This is a genomic window from Streptomyces sp. NPDC038200, from assembly GCF_055600785.1.
In genome coordinates, this window is the sequence record NZ_JBVJYH010000018.1 from 1 (window position 1) to 17196 (window position 17196).

16 protein-coding genes are annotated in these 17196 nt (G+C 70.3%); 5 read left to right on the plus strand and 11 right to left on the minus strand.

What is annotated here, in order from left to right; genetic code table 11:
- Positions 1–650: 650 nt before the first annotated feature.
- The 4 genes from ACZ7KF_RS30230 to ACZ7KF_RS30245 form a co-directional block, all read right to left on the minus strand.
- A complete protein-coding gene (locus ACZ7KF_RS30230; RefSeq protein ID WP_471081862.1) occupies positions 651–3047 on the minus strand; it encodes a glycoside hydrolase family 65 protein in 2397 nt (798 codons plus the stop codon).
- Positions 3044–3787, minus strand: coding sequence for an HAD family hydrolase (locus ACZ7KF_RS30235; protein WP_471081865.1), 744 nt, complete (start codon positions 3785–3787; stop codon positions 3044–3046). The genes ACZ7KF_RS30230 and ACZ7KF_RS30235 overlap by 4 nt, the downstream gene beginning before the upstream one ends.
- A gap of 491 nt (positions 3788–4278) precedes the next feature.
- A complete protein-coding gene (locus tag ACZ7KF_RS30240; protein WP_471081868.1) occupies positions 4279–5070 on the minus strand; it encodes a GvpL/GvpF family gas vesicle protein in 792 nt (263 codons plus the stop codon).
- Positions 5067–5477 carry a gas vesicle structural protein GvpA gene (locus ACZ7KF_RS30245; protein ID WP_471081870.1) on the minus strand — a complete coding sequence of 137 codons (411 nt, stop codon included), beginning with the start codon at positions 5475–5477 and terminating at the stop codon, positions 5067–5069. Before ACZ7KF_RS30245 ends, ACZ7KF_RS30240 begins: the two co-directional genes overlap by 4 nt.
- A 225-nt stretch (positions 5478–5702) precedes the next feature.
- On the opposite strand from ACZ7KF_RS30245, the gene ACZ7KF_RS30250 reads away from it, so the two are divergent.
- Positions 5703–6056 carry a VOC family protein gene (locus tag ACZ7KF_RS30250; RefSeq protein ID WP_471081873.1) on the plus strand — a complete coding sequence of 118 codons (354 nt, stop codon included), beginning with the start codon at positions 5703–5705 and terminating at the stop codon, positions 6054–6056.
- A gap of 115 nt (positions 6057–6171) precedes the next feature.
- Here the strand turns inward: ACZ7KF_RS30250 and ACZ7KF_RS30255 are convergent, their stop codons facing one another.
- Together ACZ7KF_RS30255 and ACZ7KF_RS30260 are read right to left on the minus strand one after the other, a co-directional pair.
- Entirely contained in the window at positions 6172–6618 is a 447-nt protein-coding gene (locus tag ACZ7KF_RS30255; RefSeq protein ID WP_471081876.1) for an Ohr family peroxiredoxin, read from the minus strand.
- Positions 6619–6675: 57 nt separating this feature from the next.
- Positions 6676–8253, minus strand: coding sequence for a tannase/feruloyl esterase family alpha/beta hydrolase (locus ACZ7KF_RS30260; RefSeq protein ID WP_471081879.1), 1578 nt, complete (start codon positions 8251–8253; stop codon positions 6676–6678).
- 272 nt (positions 8254–8525) lie between these two features.
- Between ACZ7KF_RS30260 and ACZ7KF_RS30265 the strand changes: the two genes are divergently transcribed.
- The 3 genes from ACZ7KF_RS30265 to ACZ7KF_RS30275 all read left to right on the plus strand — a co-directional run bounded on the left by ACZ7KF_RS30265 (position 8526) and on the right by ACZ7KF_RS30275 (position 13155).
- A complete protein-coding gene (locus tag ACZ7KF_RS30265; protein WP_471081882.1) occupies positions 8526–9488 on the plus strand; it encodes a quinone oxidoreductase family protein in 963 nt (320 codons plus the stop codon).
- Positions 9489–9764: 276 nt separating this feature from the next.
- The gene (locus tag ACZ7KF_RS30270) at positions 9765–11399 is read left to right on the plus strand and encodes an ABC-F family ATP-binding cassette domain-containing protein (protein ID WP_471081885.1); all 1635 of its coding nucleotides are present in this window, start codon (positions 9765–9767) and stop codon (positions 11397–11399) included.
- An 85-nt stretch (positions 11400–11484) separates the two neighbouring features.
- Positions 11485–13155 (plus strand): ABC-F family ATP-binding cassette domain-containing protein, encoded by a 1671-nt coding sequence (locus tag ACZ7KF_RS30275; RefSeq protein ID WP_471081888.1) that lies wholly within the window; start codon positions 11485–11487, stop codon positions 13153–13155.
- A 3-nt stretch (positions 13156–13158) separates the two neighbouring features.
- Here the strand turns inward: ACZ7KF_RS30275 and ACZ7KF_RS30280 are convergent, their stop codons facing one another.
- A complete protein-coding gene (locus ACZ7KF_RS30280; protein WP_471081891.1) occupies positions 13159–13353 on the minus strand; it encodes a hypothetical protein in 195 nt (64 codons plus the stop codon).
- A 262-nt stretch (positions 13354–13615) separates the two neighbouring features.
- On the opposite strand from ACZ7KF_RS30280, the gene ACZ7KF_RS30285 reads away from it, so the two are divergent.
- Entirely contained in the window at positions 13616–14659 is a 1044-nt protein-coding gene (locus ACZ7KF_RS30285) for an alpha/beta fold hydrolase (RefSeq protein ID WP_471081894.1), read from the plus strand.
- A 126-nt stretch (positions 14660–14785) separates the two neighbouring features.
- On the opposite strand, the gene ACZ7KF_RS30290 is transcribed toward ACZ7KF_RS30285, so the two are convergent.
- The 4 genes from ACZ7KF_RS30290 to ACZ7KF_RS30305 all read right to left on the minus strand — a co-directional run bounded on the left by ACZ7KF_RS30290 (position 14786) and on the right by ACZ7KF_RS30305 (position 17143).
- On the minus strand, positions 14786–15265 hold the full coding sequence (locus ACZ7KF_RS30290; protein WP_471081897.1) for a hypothetical protein: 480 nt from the start codon (positions 15263–15265) through the stop codon (positions 14786–14788).
- A 56-nt stretch (positions 15266–15321) separates the two neighbouring features.
- Complete coding sequence (locus ACZ7KF_RS30295) at positions 15322–15870, minus strand: CGNR zinc finger domain-containing protein (RefSeq protein WP_471081900.1); 549 nt, start codon at positions 15868–15870, stop codon at positions 15322–15324.
- A 136-nt stretch (positions 15871–16006) separates the two neighbouring features.
- Complete coding sequence (locus tag ACZ7KF_RS30300; RefSeq protein WP_471081903.1) at positions 16007–16549, minus strand: DUF1707 SHOCT-like domain-containing protein; 543 nt, start codon at positions 16547–16549, stop codon at positions 16007–16009.
- Between the two features lie 99 nt (positions 16550–16648).
- Positions 16649–17143, minus strand: coding sequence for a CBS domain-containing protein (locus ACZ7KF_RS30305; RefSeq protein WP_471081906.1), 495 nt, complete (start codon positions 17141–17143; stop codon positions 16649–16651).
- Positions 17144–17196: the final 53 nt, after the last annotated feature.

Here is a 17196-nt window from a genome sequence, read left to right on the forward strand (position 1 = left end):
ACGCCATCCCCCATATCCAGCGTCAAAGAGTCCGACCACCCCCATCATGCCCCACCCAGCTGCAGCAACCAGTCACACCTAACGTAATTGTCCGCAGCTACCGTCCGCGACAACACCCCACTCCGAACCACCCCACGTGGCCCCCTATGCCCCATATAAAGTCACACCGAGCACGGAATCACCTCGCGCCCGAACATCGTGAGAACACTTTTTGGGGACGCCGAATTACGCGCCGCCCGGCGACAATAGCGAGTGAGTAAGGCCACTCCGCCATCGACGCTCAGGGGGGTGCGAAAACCAAGGACCCGGGACAACACCGTCCCCGCCCCTCACCCCCGGGAAGACCACCGACGACGCGACCGGGACCGGTTCCACCGGCCACTGGACGACACGCCAACACGGCTGCGGTGAGCCCCAGTTGGGCGCAACCATACCCAGATGGCTGTAGGGGCAATCCGAGTTGAAAGAAACAGCGCCCCGGAGAACGCCGTCAACCTGGACGAACAACCCGTATGCGACAGGGGGCACACCCTGCCGAACAGCCACACCGGTATGCCTGTCCCCACACACCGACTGAGCCGAACACCAGGCGCCTCGTGTCGCCCTCCTTCCCGACCGGACCCTGTGCGTCGTAGGTCGCGTCGGCGCGTCTAATCCTGTGGCTCCGCCTGCTGCTCCTCCCCGGGGAGCAGGCCGGCCGGACGGCGGCCTGCCGGCTGCTGCGGATCGGGACGTACCGGCGCGGGAGGCATCGGTCGGTCCACAGGGGCGTCGGCGGTCACGGTCATGCGTTCTCCGTGATGCATCAGGACCAGCGGTTCACCTTCCACCAGCCGGTATCGCGCATGGGTCGGGCCGATGTCCACCTTCAGTCTGCGTCCGCGCACCAGCACCGTGAACGCCACCCTGGACAGCGCTTCCGGCAGGCGCGGTGCGAACGCCAGCAGGTCGGGCTTTCCGTCCTCGCCGATGTACCGGCGCATACCGCCGAACCCCGAGACCAGAGCGATCCACGTGCCGGCGAGCGAGGCGATGTGCAGCCCGTCGCGGGTGTTGTGCTCCAGGTCGTCCAGGTCCATCAGCGCGGCCTCGCCGAGGTAGGCGTAGGCCAGCCGCAGGTGGCCTGTCTCGGCGGCGAGCACCGCCTGACAGCACGCGGAAAGGGAGGAGTCGCGGACGGTGAGCGCCTCGTAGTAGGCGAAGTTGCGCGCCTTCTGCTCGTCGGAGAAGACGTGCGGGCACTCCATCATCGCCAGCACCAGATCGGCCTGCTTCACCACCTGCTTGCGGTACAGGTCGAAGTAGGGGTAGTGCAGCAGCAGGGGGTAGTTCTCGGGCGGGGTCGCCTCGAAGTCCCAGCGCTGGAAACTCGTGAACCCGGCCGACTGTTCGTGCACACCGAGAGACTCGTTGTACGGCACCGCCATGCGGGTCGCGGCGTCCCGCCACACGGCGGTCTCCTCGTCGTCGACGCCCAGTTCCGCGGCCCGGTCGGGATGGCGCGCGGCCGCCTCCGCAGCGGCCAGCAGGTTCTGCCGGGCCAGCAGGTTGGTGTACAGGTTGTCGCGGGCGATGGCGCTGTACTCGTCGGGTCCGGTGACCCCGTCGATGTGGAAGACGCCTTCGGCGTCGTGGTGTCCGAGGGAACGCCACAGCCGGGCGGTGTCCACGAGGAGGTCGAGCCCCTCGTGGCGTTCGAAGTCCTCGTCCCCGGTCATCATGATGTACCGGACGGCGGCCATGGCGATGTCGGCGTTGATGTGGAAGGCGGCCGTGCCGGCCGGCCAGTAGGCGGAGCTTTCACCACCGTCGATCGTCCGCCAGGGGAACGCCGCTCCGGCGAGCCCCAGCTGGCCCGCGCGTTCCCGGGCCGCCGGGAGCATCCGGTGCCGCCATCTCAGCGCCGACGCGACGGCCTCCGGCGCGGTGAACGTCAGAACCGGCAGCACGTAGGACTCGGTGTCCCAGAAGGAGTGCCCGTCGTACCCGGTTCCGGTCAGGCCCTTCGCGGGAATGGCGCGGTTCTCGCTGCGGGCGGCCGCCTGGAGCACGTGGAAGAGAGCGAACCGCACCGCCTGCTGGATCTGCGCGTCGCCCTCGACCTCGACGTCCGCCCCGGACCAGAAGCGGTCCAGATACGCCCGTTGCGCGGCGACCAGCCCGTCCCAGCCGGTGCTGACCGCGGCCGCCACGGCTCCGTCCACCTGATCGTGCACGGCCGGCAGGGACCGCTCTCCGGACCAGCCGTACGCCACGAACTTGACCAGTCGCAGCGGCTGCCCGGGCAGCAGGTCCGCGGTCACCGTCAGACGGCTGACGTCGGGCTCGCTCTGCGCCGTCCAGCGCGTGCTCTCGGGCCCCTCGACGAGATGGTCGGCCGCTGCCGCCACCCGCAGTCCGCTGCGGGCGGTGCAATGCACGAGCCGCAGGCGGGTGTCCTGGGCGAAGTACTCCTCGGCCCCCAGGGGGGACTCGATCGCGGCGGCCACCCGCGGGTCGCCCTGGAGGCCGGGCAGCTGTTCGTTGGCGACCAGCTCGGACTGCACGGCCACGGTGGTCGGTCCGTCCACCGGCTCGACCTCGTAGACGACCGCGGCCACCGCACGCTGGGTGAAGGACACGAGCCGCTGTGAGGTGATCCGGATCGTGCGACCGCCGGGCGACGTCCACCGTGCCGTGCGGCTGAGCACACCGGACCGGAAGTCCAGGACCCGCTCGTGCGCCTGGAGCCGGCCGTAGCGCAGATCGCAGGGGTGGTCGTCGACCAGCAGCCGGATGACCTTGCCATCGGTGATGTTGATCATCGTCTGGCCGGACTCGGGGTACCCGTAGCCCGCCTCCGCGTAGGGCAGCGGGTGGCGTTCGTACACGCCGTTGAGGTAGGCGCCGGGCAGCCCGTGCGGTTCTCCCTCGTCCAGGTTGCCGCGCCACCCGATGTGTCCGTTGGACAGCGCGAAGACCGATTCGCTCTGGGCGATCACGTCCAGGTTCAGCTCGGTCTCGCGCAGGCACCACGGCTCGACCGTGTAACTGGGGTGGGTGATCACTGCGACTCCAGAAGTTCGGCCAGGTCGCGGACCACGATGTCCGCGCCGTGCGCCCGCAGCTGATCCGCCTGGCCCACCCGGTCGACGCCCACGACCACGCCGAACCGCCCCGCTCGTCCGGAGTCGACGCCGGCCAGAGCGTCTTCGAACACCGCGGCCTCGCCCGGTTCCGTGCCGAGCCGGCGGGCCGCCTCCAGGTAGGTGTCCGGGGCCGGCTTGCCCCGCAGACGGCGCTCGTGCGCCACCACTCCGTCGATGCGTTCCTCGAACAGGTCCTCGATGCCGGCCGCCGCCAGCACGTCCCGGCAGTTCGCGCTGGACGACACCACCGCGCGGCGCAGGCCGGCCTCCCGTGCCGCGTGAACGAAGCGGACCGAGCCCTCGTAGGGCTCCACCCCTTCCTCGCGGATCCTTCGCAGCACCAGGACGTTCTTGCGGTTGCCCAGTCCGTTCACCGTCTCCGCCTGCGGCGGGTCGTCCGGTGTGCCCTCGGGCAGGCGCACCCCGCGTGCGGCGAGGAACGTGCGCACGCCGTCCTCCCGGGGCCGTCCGTCCACGTACTCGTCGTAGTCGTGCACCGCGTCGAAGGGCACGAAGTCGGCACCCTCGCGTGTCGCGCGCTCGCGGAGATAGCCGTCGAACATCTCCTTCCAGGCAGCCGCGTGCACCTTCGCGGTCTGCGTGAGCACGCCGTCGAGGTCGAAGAGACAGGCACGGACATGAGCAGGAAGCCCCAGCATGCCGCAGAGGCTAGGAGGTGCCCGCGACCGTTCGCCTCAAGGCGTCGTGCGGCACGCCGGAAGACACCCGCCCGGTGGAGGGCTGGGCGGCAGCCGGGGCGGAGCGATGGATCGCCACGATCGAGCCGATACCGCCGTTGCCCTGCGTCTGCCTCACCGCGTGGCTCAGGACATCCTCAGCGGCACCGGGGGCAAGGTTCTGGCTGTCGTCCCCGTACCCGCCGGGTCGCCGACTGGCCGGCGATCCCCGGCAGCGAGACGAGCGTCAGGAGCACCGGGAGCGGCGCCCGGATTCTTTGAACGATGTGTGGATTGGCTACGCGAGGGGCTGATCGCCCTGGCCGACTGCCGTCTGAACGCAGCAGCGGTGGCACAGCGAAGCACTCACGATGTCATGGCCGTGATCCCGCGGGTCATCCGGACCGCACGGCCTGCCGTCTGGCCGATCGTCTCGGGGCAGGACTGAAGCCGCGCGCGGGCGGCTTCTCCGGTCACCCGTTGGACGGCTGGGCCGTCGCGGCTCCGAATGCTTCCGCGGTGCCGCCTTCGGCCTGTTGTGACGAGGGAGTGTCGACAAAGCTGTAGGGCGGCAGCGGGCCGTGGACACGCAGCTCCAGGTGCGGATGCTCCTGGCGGAGTCGGTCGACCGCGGCCAGGAACTGCTCCGCTGAACCGTGGGCCACCAGGAAGGAGAGATTGGCCAGCCAGCCGGTGCTCTGCGGGCCGACGCTGACCGACTCGGCCGTCGGCTCCAGCGCCCGCCGAAGCAGCTCCGCGTCCGTCGCCTCCCGCGCCTGAACGGCAGCGGCGACCATTTCTCCCAGCCGGACCCTGTCCTCGTGCGCCCCTCCGCCGGCCTGCCGGTTCGCCTCCGCCAGCATCCGGATCTCGTCGTTGTCCGCCATCACCACGTGCAGCACGGCCTCCTCATCGTGATGGGCCTTGACGTTGTACTCCGCCGTGCCGTCCAGTGCGTCCAGCCGCCCGAGGAAGTACTCCGCCCGTTCGGCGAGCACCGCGGTCACCGTTTCGTCGTCCGGGGCGGCGCTGCCGAACCGCATCGGCAGCACCACGCCGTCCGCTCCGGCCGCGTCCAGTACCCGCTGGTGAGCGAGCAGGTCGCGTCGTTTGGGCCGCAGTTCCTCGGGGGCGTCGCTGACGATCGCGGCCAGCTCGCCCTGGCGCAGCACACGCACCGGCCGCGGTGGGTCTCCGATGCCGTCCGTGTCCTGTGGGAGCGAGGCGCGCGCGGCGCGGCTGATGCCGTAGACGTAGGTGCTCATCGCTCTGTCTCCCTCCGGCGGGCGGCGGGCCGGGCGCCCTGACGTTCCCTGCCCTCGTCACGGGCCTGCTGGAAAGCCTCGGAGACCGTCTCCGCGGCGCCGGACAGAGCTCCCCTGGTCTTGCCGCGGGCACCGGACTCCGTGAGCTGCCCCGTGAGCTCTGTGAGGCCGGCCGGCTTGCGCGGCCCCGCTTCCAGGTCGAGGCGGTTGCACGCCTCGGCGAAGCGCAGATAGGTGTCGACGCTGGCGACCACGATCCGTATGTCGATCTTGAGTATCTCGATACCGACAAGGGAGACCCGTATGAACGCGTCGATCACCAGCCCTCGGTCGAGAATGAGTTCCAGGACGTCGTAGAGGCCACTGGAACCTCCCCCGCCACCACCCTGCTGTGTCGCCACGGTCATCACGACCAGCCCCTTGCCAACTGTCGGCGTGGTCCCGTCGGCGCCGTCCCTCGCTGCGTCGCAGGCTTGCAGGTGCGAGTAGCCCTACCGCCCGCGATCAAACGCATGTACCAGTCCTCGTGTGACGGGACGGTTGGTTCGCACCGTCCGCAGGGGCCGGCTCGCGGCGGTGACGGCGACGGTTCCGTGCGGCCCGCCGATGGTCGTCACTGGCAAGATGGCGGCATGGAACGTGTGCTTGGAATCGGCGGATACTTCGTTCGGGCCACCGACCCGGCGGCCCTCGGCGCGTGGTATCGCGACTGCCTGGGCCTGGACGCCGACGACAACGGCTTGTGGCGTCAGGAGGCCGGGGCGACGGTGTTCGCTCCGTTCGAGTCCGAGACCGACTACTTCGGCTCCCGCGCGCAGCGGACCATGCTGAACTTCCGGGTCCGCGACCTGGACGCGATGCTCGCGCAGCTGCGCGCCAAGGGAGCGGACGTGGCCGAAGAGACTCAGGACATGGAGGGTGTCGGACGATTCGGTTGGGTCACCGATCCCGAGGGCAATCGGCTCGAACTGTGGCAGCCCGCCTGATGTCGCTACGCGGGCACAGGCGGGCCGGCAGCCGACCGCGCCGCCTCCGTGCCGACCATGAGGGATCTCTCTCGGCAGACGTACGACCGTGCCCGGTGGGAACCCTTCGCGGCGTTCACCGTGAGTCGTCCTTCGACGATGGCGTGGCCACGTGGATGGTGACGGGGATGTTGTCGCGGGTGGCCTTGGAGTAGGGGCAGATCTGGTGGGCGGCCTCGGCGAGTTCCCGGGCGGTGTGCGGGTCGACGCCGCCGAGGGTGGGGCTGAGCGTGGCGGAGAGGCTGAACTCGCCGTCGTCGCCGTGCGTGAGCGTGATCTCGGCGGTGACGGCGGTGCTGGTCAGCCGGATCGCGCGGGTGGCGGCGGCGCGACGCAGGGCCCCCAGGAAGCAGGCCGCCCAGCCCGCGGCGAAGAGTTGTTCCGGGTTGGTGGCGTCGCCCGCGCCACCGAGTTCCTTGGGTATGGACAGGCGGTGTTCCAGGAGGCCGTCCTCAGAGCGGACGGTGCCGCCGTTGCGGCCCTCTCCCGTGACGTCGACGACGGCTGTGTAGCTGACTGCCATGACAGGTCTCTGCTTCCGGTCGGATGGTGGTCGGGAGGTGTGCTGCCGGGGTGTCGGTCAGTGCCGGTGCGGCGGGACACAGCGGAAGCTGTCGGCGTCGGCCGGGTCGCCCTGGCCCGTGTAGCGGGAGACCTGGGGGTAGCGGCACAGGTGGCGGTCGAGTGTCCGTCCGGCGGCGTCGGTGAGCGAGGCGGTGAGCGTCTGGGGTGCCTTGCCCCGCTCGACCCACTCGGTCAACGCCGTCAGGTCGTCCACCTTGCCGCCCAGCGTGCAGTGGGCCGTGCCCGGGGCGAGGAAGAGGCGGTAGAAGTCGTCGACCCGGTGTGAGCCACCGAGCTTCCGCTCGACACCACGGCGGTAGTCCACGGTGCCCTGCGTGGGGATCAGCTGGTCGGTCTGACCGTGGTAGGTGAGGAGTTTGCCACCCGAGTCACGGAACGCCGACAGGTCGGGATCGCCGGTGCCGATGATCTCGCCGTATTCGTTGTGGGACTGCCTGAACACCTTCGTGAACTGGTCGTAGGTCAGCTTCGAGGTGTCGAAGGAAGGCTGCTTCTTCACCCATGACGCGACCCAGGCGGCCGGGACGGGGAACGGAGCGTCGCCCGCCAGACTCGTGAAGTCGGCGCCGACCGGCAGGCCGTACCACAGCCGCCGGCCCGACGTGGTCCGCGGGCCGTCCCAGATCTTGCGCACCACGGCCGCGTCGGCAGCCGTGACGGTCTCCTCCTCGCCGGCACAGACGATCTTGGTGCCGATCAGCTCACGAGGGTCGTAGTGGCAGCGCTCCGGGTCGGAGACCAGGCCGTCGTCGACACCGTCGAGCTTGTCGCAGGCCGTGAGGGCGGCCTGGTTGAAGGCGTTGAACTCGCAGGTGGTGGGGCGGGTCTTCGTCTCGTTCATCACCACCTGCGGCCACAGGGTCGCGACCTCGAACTCGTCCCAGTTGACGGCGGGCGCGTCGGCGAGGATGCCGTCGAAGTCGTCGGGGTGGCGCTGGGCCTCCCTGTAGCCCTGGCGTCCACCGGTGGAGCAGCCGTTCCAGTAGGAGTAGGCGGCGGGCTCGCCGTAGACCTCGTCGACGACCTGCTTGCCGACGAGCGCCATCTCGTGCTGGGAGCGGTCGGCGAAGTTCTTCAGCAGCGCGGTGTCGGTCTGTCCCGTGCTGTTCAGCGCCCAGCCGGTGTCCAGGACGTCGCCCACGCCCGCGTCGGTGGTGGCGGCGGCGTAGCCGTTCTTGACCGCCGTCCCCATGCCCACACCGTTGTCCCCGGCGGCGTAGGCACTGCCGCCGAGTGCCTGGAAGCGGCCGTTCCACCCGTCCGCGGGCAGCCAGGTCCGCACCTCGGCGTGGTCGCCGTCGCCGGGATGGGTGAGGGTGACCGACACCTCGCAGTGGGCCGGTACGCCGGAGACCGAACCACCGAGGAGCCCGGTCCCGTACACCGTGCCACCCGCCTGCCGGGTCGTTGTCACGGACTCCACCTCGGTGCCGGCCGGGGCCGTCACCGAGACGGCCGAGCAGGTGAACGAGGCCGCGGCGGGGCTTCGAGCGTCCGCGGAAGCGCCGGCCGGCAGGCATACGGCCGCCACCAGCGGTAGACCGGCCGCGAGAAGGGACAGAAGTCGTCTCATTGACTTTCCCGTCATGAGGAGGGGGGTGCGTCCGCCCTCGGGCAGCGCAACACGTGTGAAGAGGCTGACATCCCGTCGGGCTTGTCAGTAACCGCTTTAACTGGTGATAACCCTTGCATGGCTCGGCGTACACCGTCAAGGAACGGATGCACATGGGCAGTTGAGGCTCGCCTGCAAGGCCAGTTTTCTGGACTTGCTGGTCCAATCTAGAAGTTCTACGTTGCCTGTCAGTTCCTTCGGCACACGTATTACGTCCAGAGAGGTGTCACACCATGTATGCGATCCATATCGAGGAACACGGCGGCCCCGAGGTCATGCGGTGGACGGAGCTGCCGGATCCCGCGCCCGGCCCCGGCGAGGCCCTGGTCCGGCTCGGCGTCGCGGGAGTGAACTACATGGACACCGGTGCCCGCGGACAGGGCGCGCCCGGCTGGGTCGCCCCGCTGGTCCTGGGGGCCGAGGGCATGGGATACGTCACCGCTCTCGGCGAAGGCGTCGAAGACCTCGCCGTCGGCGACCGGGTCGCCTGGTTCTACCACCGGGGCAGCTACGCGGAACTGCTCGCCGTTCCGGCCGCGTCCTTGGTGAAGGTCCCCGACGGCATCCCGGACGAGGTCGCGGCCGCGGTCATGCTCCAGGGACTCACCGCCAACCACTTCAGCACCGAGACCTACCCGATCAAGCCGGGTGACACGGCCGTGGTGCACGCGGCGGCGGGCGGAGTGGGCCTGCTGCTCACCCAGATGATCAAGGCGCGCGGCGGGAAGGTGATCGGTCTCGTCTCCCGCGAGGAGAAGGTGCCCGTCGCCGAGGAAGCCGGAGCCGACCACGTCCTGGTCTGGTCCGGCGGCGGCTTCGAGGACCGGATCAAGGAGCTGACCGGCGGTGAGGGAGCCGATGTCGTCTACGACGGCGGCGGCACCGAGACCTTCCGCTCTTCGCAGCTCGCCCTGCGCCGGCACGGGGTGCACGCGTACTACGGCCCCATGATGGGCGTTCCCCTGTTCCGGCCGACCGACCTGCCCCACAGCATCCTGCTGTCGTACCCGACGATGTTCGACCACGTCCCCACCCGCGAGGCACTGGTACGGCGGACCGGCGAGATCTTCGACATGGTCCTCGCCGGGCAGCTCACCGTGCGCATCGGAGGCCGCTACGCGCTGGCGGACGCGGCACAGGCGCACGCGGACATCGAGTCGCGGAAGACCACCGGCAAGCTGCTGCTCCTGCCCTGAACCACCGTCACCTGTCACGGTGTCGACCCGACGGGGGTGATCCCGTCGGGCACGTTCCCCTCGCCCGCTGTTACAGTGCTGGGGACATCGACCGTCTTCGAGGAGACCAGACATGGTGGTGGACGACGACATCTCCGGGTGATACCCGGCCCGGCAGACCACCGGCAGGTGCGCGCAAGCATCGCCGAGGTGGTCCCTTTGTCGTCCCCTCCCTCCCCCTGTCTGTCATGGGGGCAGAAGCGTCATGCCTGCCCCTCTCCTCGCGAGGTCACCTTCATGTCCGACGCCTCCGTCGTCTGCTCGAACCTGTCCTTCACCTGGCCCGACGACACTCCCGTCTTCCAGGACCTGTCCTTCACCGTCGGCTCCGGCCGCACGGGCCTGGTCGCGCCCAACGGCAGCGGCAAGAGCACTCTGCTCAAACTCATCGCCGGTGAGCTGCGACCCGGCACCGGCTCGGTCACCGTGGCCGGCACGCTCGGTCACCTCCCCCAGAGCCTCCCGCTGACCGGCGAACTCACGGTCGCCGAGGTCCTGGAGGTCGCCCCGATCATCCAGGCCATCGACGCCGTGGAAGCCGGGGACGTCGACGAGAGGCACTTCACGGCCATCGGCGACGACTGGGACATCGAGGAACGCTCCCGTGCGCAGCTGAGCCGCCTCGGCCTGGCCGACCTCGGCCTGGACCGCCGCCTGAGCACCCTCAGCGGCGGCCAGATCGTCTCCCTCGGCCTGGCCGCCCAGTTGCTGAAGCGGCCCGACGTACTGCTGCTCGACGAGCCCACCAACAATCTCGACCTCGACGCCCGGCGCGGGCTCTACGACGTGCTGGAGGACTTCACCGGGTGCCTGCTCCTGGTCAGCCACGACCGCGCCCTGCTCGACCGCATGGAACGCATCGCCGAACTCGACCGGGGCGAACTGCGTTTCCACGGCGGCAACTTCACCGAGTACGAAGACGCCGTGCGGGCGGAGCAGGAGGTCGCCGAGAAGAACGTCCGCAACGCCGAGCAGGAGCTGAAGCGGGAGAAGCGGGAGCTGCAGCAGGCCCGCGAGCGCGCCGAACGCCGGCAGAGCAACGCCGCCCGCAACCTGAAGAACGCCGGTCTGCCGCGCATCTTCGCCGGCAACATGAAGCGGGGCGCGCAGGAGTCCGCGGGCCGGGCGGGCCAGGTGCACGCGGGCCGCGTCGGCGAGGCGAAGGCCCGGCTGGACGAGGCCGGTCGGGCCCTGCGCGAGGAACAGCGCCTCGTGCTGGACCTGCCGGACACCCGTGTGCCCGCCGGACGCAATCTGTTCCTCGGCGCAGGGCTCCGCGTCCGGCTCGGCGACAAGGAGGTGTTCACCGGACACGGTGTCGACCTGACCGTCCGGGGCCCGGAGCGCATCGCACTGACCGGTCCCAACGGAGCCGGGAAGAGCACGCTGCTCCGGCTGCTGAGCGGCGATCTCACCCCGGGCAGCGGCGAGATGAAGCGGGCGGAAGGACGTATCGCCTACCTCTCACAGCGCCTCGACCTGCTGGACCCGGAGCGCACGGTCGCCGAGAACTTCGCCGTCTTCGCCCCGGAGCGGCCGGAGGCGGAGCGGATGAATCTGCTCGCCCGCTTCCTCTTCCGGGGCACCCGCGCCCATCTGCCCGTCGGTGTGCTCTCCGGCGGCGAGCGGCTGCGCGCGACCCTGGCCTGTGTGCTGTGCGCCGAGCCGGCCCCGCACCTGCTGCTCCTGGACGAGCCGACGAACAACCTCGATCTGGTCAGCGCGGGCCAGTTGCAGAGTGCCCTGAATTCCTACCAGGGGGCCTTCGTGGTGGTCAGTCACGACGAGCGCTTCCTGAGCGAGATCGGCGTCGGCCGGTGGCTGCGGCTGGCCGACGGCGAACTGAAGGAGACGGGGGCGCCCGAGGTGTGATCCGGCACTGTGCCGACCTGGCCCGCGTCCGAGGCTTGTCGCCCCGCGGGCCGAGCACCGATCACCGATCACCTTGGACGGACCCATGCCTCAGCCTGCCCTGCTCGCACACGACGTCGTCCGCACCCTCGGTGGCCGCAGGGTGCTCGACGGCGTCTCCCTGACCGCCTCCCCCGGGCGCCGTATCGGGCTGATCGGGGAGAACGGCGTCGGCAAGTCGACCCTGCTGCGCCTGCTCGCGGGGGTCGACGAACCCGACGCCGGGAGCGTCACCCGCCCGGCCGACCTGGGCTTTCTGCAACAGGAGATGCCGTACGACGCCGATGCGACGATCGCCGACGTACTCGACGACGCCCTGCGCGAGGTGAGGGACGATCTCGCCGAGCTGGACCGTCTGACCGAACGCCTCGCACGGACCGCGCAGGACGCACCCGGGTACGCCGAGTTGCTCGGCGCGTACGGTGTCCGGCTCGAACAGGCCCAGGCACGGGAAGCCTGGGACGCGGACCGGCGCGCAGCGCTCGTGCTGGGCGGCCTCGGCCTCGGTTCCTTCGGACCCGACCGGACGCTCGGATCGCTCTCCGGTGGGCAGCGCGGCCGGCTGGCACTGGCCGCGCTGCTGGTCCGGCGGCCCTCCGCGCTCCTGCTGGACGAGCCGACCAACCATCTCGACGACGGCGCCGCCGCCTTTGTCGAGAAGGAGGTGCGCGGCCTGCCCGGGGTCGTCGTGGTGGCCAGCCACGACCGGGCCCTTCTCGACGCCGTGTGCACGGATCTGATCGACCTCGACCCCGCGATCGACGGTCCGGTCCGTTACGGCGGCAACTACAGCGCCTATCTGACCGAGAAAAGGAAGGAGCGGGTGCGCTGGGAGCGGCGCTGGGCCGAGGAGCAGGAGGAACTGGCCGCGCTGCGGGTGTCGGCCGGGGTGACCGCACACCGCGTCGCGCCGGACCGGGGGCCGCGCGACAACGAGAAGATGGGGTACGGCCACCGGGCCGGCCGGGTGCAGAACCAGGTCTCCCGGCGGGTGCGCAACGCCACCCGCCGGCTGGAGGACCTGGAGCGCAGCCAGGTCGGCGAGCCGCCGAAGCCGCTGCGGTTCCGGGGCACGGGGTTCGCCGTACAGGCGGTCGAAGGGGACGGTCCCCTGGTGTCTCTGGACGGTGCCGGGGTGCCGGGCCGGCTCGCGCCTGTCAGCGCGGAGGTGTCGGCGAGCGACCGGGTGTTGGTCACCGGGGGGAACGGGGCCGGGAAGTCGACCCTGTTGGCCGTGCTCGCCGGGCGATCGACACCCGTGGGCGAGGTGCGGCGGCGGCAGGGGCTGAGCGTGGGACTGCTCGCTCAGGACACCGTTTTCGGGGTCCCGGAGCGGACCGTGCGAGACACCTATGAGCGGGCGTTGGGCCCCGAACGGGCCGAGGCGGTGCCGCTGGGCTCACTGGGCCTGCTGCACGAGGCGGACCTGGACAAGGAGGTCGGCCGGCTCTCGGTCGGCCAGCGCCGACGGCTCGCGCTGGCGCTTCTGGTGGCGCGACCGCCACAGTTGCTGCTGCTCGACGAGCCCACCAATCATCTGTCCCCGCTGCTGTGCGACGAGCTGGAGGCGGCCTTGGGGACCGGTCCCGGCGCGATCGTGCTGGCCAGCCACGACCGCTGGCTGCGCAGGCGCTGGCAGGGCCGTGAGATCCGGCTCGGCTCGCGCCGGGAGGGTGCGCAGTCGGCGCTCGGCGGACGCCGCTCCCCGCTGCCATGAGGGCTACAGTCCCAGGTCCAGGGCCAGGCACGAGTGGTAATTCCACGAGCCCTCGGGGTGGTACGAGGCCGTCAGCGCATCGTTCCGGTCGGCCACCACCTCTTCGGTCATGTCTTCGAAGAGGATGCGCTCGGGAAGCCTGCCGTACCGGGCGTGCCGTACCGCCGCGGCGGCGTCCGTCGTCGGTTCCTTGTCCATGGCCTGACTCCTCTTCTTCTTCGGTCGTCGTGCGGGCGGATCGGTGCCGGCGGGTGCGGTCGTCTCACGATCGCCCCGCCCGCACCGCGTAACCACTTTGACGGGTGACGGTGCCGACCGCAAGACAAGTGGCCCGTTGAGTCGGTTACGAACTTCTCTTCGTAACCGCTTTGACTGGTGATGACTTTTCGTGCCAGAGTCGTCCAGCAGGCAAACTCGCCGCACCGGTGCGACGCTCGCCCCACGACACGGGAGGCTTCACATGATCAACCGGCGTACCTTCAGCAAGGTGATGGGTCTCGGCACAGGGGCGGCCGCCGTCTCCCTGGCCGGTGCGCAAGGCGCCTCGGGTGCCTCCCGGACCTCCCCCGCCGGCCCATCGGCCACGCCGGGCACCTCCGCCTCCTTCCCCCCGCTGAAGCAGGTCAAGGCCGGTGTGCTGAACGTCGGCTACGCCGAGCTGGGCCCCGCGCACGGCCCCGTGGTCATCTGCCTGCACGGCTGGCCCTACGACATCCACAGCTACGTCGACGTCGCTCCCCTGCTGGCGGCCGAGGGCTACCGCGTGATCGTTCCCTATCTCCGCGGCCACGGCTCGACGCGGTTCCTGTCCTCCCGCACCTTCCGCAACGGGCAGCAGTCGGCGATCGCGCTGGACATCATCGCGCTGATGGACGCTCTGAAGATCCACCAGGCGGTGCTCGCCGGTTTCGACTGGGGTTCGCGGACCGGCGACATCCTCGCGGCGCTGTGGCCCGAGCGCGTCAAGGCCCTGGTCTCGGTGAGCGGCTACCTCGTCACCGACCGCAAGGCCCAGCTCGAACCCCTCGCGGCCGCTGCGGAGCACACCTGGTGGTACCAGTTCTACTTCGCGACCGACCGCGGCAAGAAGGCCATGGAGGACCACGACCACCGGCTCCAGCTGACCCGGCTCGTCTGGGACCTCGTCTCCCCCACCTGGGATTTCGACGACGCGACCTTCGCCCGCACGGCGGCCGCCTTCGACAACCCCGACTACGCCGCGATCGTGATCCACAACTACCGCTGGCGGCTCGGCGTGGCCGACGGCGAACGCCGCTACGACCGCTACGAGGCGAAGCTGGCCACGGCACCGTCCATCGCGGTGCCGACCATCACCCTCGACCCCGAGAAGGACCCCTTCACGCTGCCCGGTGACGGTTCCAAGTACCGCGACAAGTTCACCGGGAAGTACGAGCACCGGACGCTGACCGGCATCGGCCACAATCTGCCGCAGGAGGCACCGGCGGCGTTCGCCCGGGCCGTCGTCGACGCGGACCGCCTCTGACGGAGCACACCCCGCAGGGCACCGGCCGTCCATGCGCCGGCTGTCCGTCCCGCGGCACCACTCGCCGCGTGAGCCGGCCGGGCGGCGACGGTCCCGTTCGACGGGGGCCCGGCCGCTCGGGGCGGGTCAGCCCGTCACGCGCCCCGCGAGGGTGTAGGACACCGAGCGCTCCTGCTTGTGACGCCGTATCCGTTCCTTGGCGACGAGCGATTCGAGGGCGTTGCGCACGACCTGCGGTGTGGGCGATCGATCCGGGTACCGCCGCATCAGCTCGTCGCGCAGTTCCTTGGCAGAGCGCGGCTCGTCGTGCGTACCGAGCAGCTCGACCAGGACTTCTCCGAGGAGGGGCTGCCGCGGCTTGTCCGTCGCGGCGGTCTCCGACCGGATGGTGCCGGGCGGGGGCCCTGTCTGCTCGGGCAGAGGGGAAGGGTTCACCGCCTCGTGCCGTTCGGCGAGTTTCAGGATGTCCGTCAGGAGTGTCTCCTCCTGCTTCAACATCTTGAGTTTCTCGGCCAGTTCCCGCTGTCGGCGGCGGTTCTCCGCCAGATCCGCCACGGCTTGTTCGACGTACCGCGCTCGGAGCGAGGCGGCCGATGGGCTGGTCACAACCGTTCACTCCTCGGTGATCGCCGGATGAGGTCGCGCGTCACACCTGTGCGACATCAGCTCTTCGCGCTGTGCCGGCGTGCCCGGTAGGAGGCGGCCTTGACCCTGTTGCCGCACGTTCGCATGGCACACCACTCCCGTCGGTGGCCTCGGGAGCGATCGAGGTAGACCTGCGTGCACTCGGGACGCGTGCACTCGCGCAGCAGTGTCGCCTCGTCGCCCCCGATGATCTCGACCGTCTCCCGGGCGAGGGCGGCGAGTCCCTGGATCACCGTGCCGGTCCGGGTTGCACCGTCGGGACCGAGCCGCACGGTCACGGGGAGACCCGCCGCCTGCAGGTTCACTTCGGCGACCGCCTCGACGGGCAGGGGCCGCCGCTCGATCCGGGCCGCGACCAGAGAGTAGATCGCCTCGCGCAGATCCAGCGCGAGGGCGAGGTCGGCCTCGCTCGCCCCGGGCGCCAGATCGAGCATCCCGGACTCCAGGAACCAGTCGTCGAGCAGCTCCGGGGAGGCCAGCTTCTCCATCGGCTCGGCAGTGCGTCGCGCCCGCAGCGTCCCGACGAAGTCGAGGGGCAGCGTCCCGCAGGGAAAGGCATGGTTCACGTAACCATTCTGACGAGTGACTCACGGATACGCAACACTCCGCCCGTGACAAGTTTCCAGGGCTAACCGGTTCGACCCGTGACGAACGGTCACCGGTCTGGGCCGGTGAGGCGGCTGCCACCCTCCGGACGGCGCCTCAGTGCCGGGCGTGGTGGATCTTCAGCCGCCCGAACCCCATGCTCCCGGAGATACGAATCCTCGGTCCGCCGGAGCGGACATGCCGTGGGGGCCGGTAGCGCAGGTCCTTCCACCCCGTACGCACACCCTCGACGTCGACGACGGCGTCGCGTGGCACCGTGATCCTGGCCGCGCCGGTTCCGAGCCGCAGCTCTATGTCGACCACCGGATGCTCGATGACCGCCTGGGACAGATCCAGGCGCACCCTGCCGAAGGCGGACTCGACCTTGAGGGTCCGCGGCACCCGCCATACGCCTCGCCGCTGGATCCGGCCGCCGGCCGCGGCGATCGTCGAGGCGGTGTCAGGGTGCACCTCCGGGAGCGAGCCCAGAGCCGACGCGAGTTGACTGTCCGTCTCGGCGGTGAGTACGTGGCCGAGACGTTCGTCCATCTCCTCGTGCGAGATGCGTTCATGGACGTACGCCTCGTGCAGTCGCTGCACGGCCGTCTCGCGGTCGTCCTCGTCGAGCCGTCGCGACGGATCTTCCTGCGGAGAGGTCACCGTCCCACTCTAGTGCCGCACCAACGGTGTGACCGCGCCGAATCGTGAAGCAGGCAACGCTCGACTACTCCCGCGAGGCCGGGGCGGGCCGACGGCCCGTCACGGAATGGTGATTCCGCGTTCCGGTGCCATGCGGCGAGGCGGCAGACCGGGCAGGGTGGCCCGTTCCGGGCCCCGGCTGAACGGTGCGACGCCGTTCTGCAGGCCCGCGGCGGCGGCGACGTAGTCCTGGGCCGTGAGCAGGCCCACCAGTCGCCCCCGCGGATCCGTGACCGGCAGAGCGTCGAGGTGCTCGTCCGTCATCACGGCCGCCGCACGCAGAACGGAGTCCTCGGGGTGGACGGTCACGGTCCGCCGGGTGCGCAGCAGGTCGTACACCCGGCGGCGGGACAGCGTCGTGGCGGCGGCCGCGCAGACCACGGCCAGTTCCGCCCGGTCCAGGAGGCCCGCACAGCAGCCGTTCCCGCGGACCACGGGGAGCTGACGCTGCCGGGAGCGCTCCATGACCTCCCAGGCCATCAGCACGCTCTCGTCCTCGCTGATCGTGTACGGGGCGGGGTCCATCAGACTTCGCACCGTGGGCTGCTCCTTCACGGCTGCCTCCTCGTGCCAGGCCCCGGTCGGCTCCGGATGATCCGGGGACACGC

What these genes read in the sequence shown, in the direction of transcription:
- ACZ7KF_RS30280 (WP_471081891.1), bottom strand. Translation starts at nt 13,353, where the DNA reads ATGGACAAGGAACCGACGACGGACGCCGCCGCGGCGGTACGGCACGCC.
- ACZ7KF_RS30255 (WP_471081876.1), bottom strand. Translation starts at nt 6,618, where the DNA reads ATGGCAGTCAGCTACACAGCCGTCGTCGACGTCACGGGAGAGGGCCGC.
- ACZ7KF_RS30285 (WP_471081894.1), top strand. Translation starts at nt 13,616, where the DNA reads ATGATCAACCGGCGTACCTTCAGCAAGGTGATGGGTCTCGGCACAGGG.
- ACZ7KF_RS30275 (WP_471081888.1), top strand. Translation starts at nt 11,485, where the DNA reads ATGCCTCAGCCTGCCCTGCTCGCACACGACGTCGTCCGCACCCTCGGT.
- ACZ7KF_RS30260 (WP_471081879.1), bottom strand. Translation starts at nt 8,253, where the DNA reads ATGAGACGACTTCTGTCCCTTCTCGCGGCCGGTCTACCGCTGGTGGCG.
- ACZ7KF_RS30245 (WP_471081870.1), bottom strand. Translation starts at nt 5,477, where the DNA reads ATGACCGTGGCGACACAGCAGGGTGGTGGCGGGGGAGGTTCCAGTGGC.
- ACZ7KF_RS30265 (WP_471081882.1), top strand. Translation starts at nt 8,526, where the DNA reads ATGTATGCGATCCATATCGAGGAACACGGCGGCCCCGAGGTCATGCGG.
- ACZ7KF_RS30250 (WP_471081873.1), top strand. Translation starts at nt 5,703, where the DNA reads ATGGAACGTGTGCTTGGAATCGGCGGATACTTCGTTCGGGCCACCGAC.
- ACZ7KF_RS30270 (WP_471081885.1), top strand. Translation starts at nt 9,765, where the DNA reads ATGTCCGACGCCTCCGTCGTCTGCTCGAACCTGTCCTTCACCTGGCCC.
- ACZ7KF_RS30240 (WP_471081868.1), bottom strand. Translation starts at nt 5,070, where the DNA reads ATGAGCACCTACGTCTACGGCATCAGCCGCGCCGCGCGCGCCTCGCTC.
- ACZ7KF_RS30235 (WP_471081865.1), bottom strand. Translation starts at nt 3,787, where the DNA reads ATGCTGGGGCTTCCTGCTCATGTCCGTGCCTGTCTCTTCGACCTCGAC.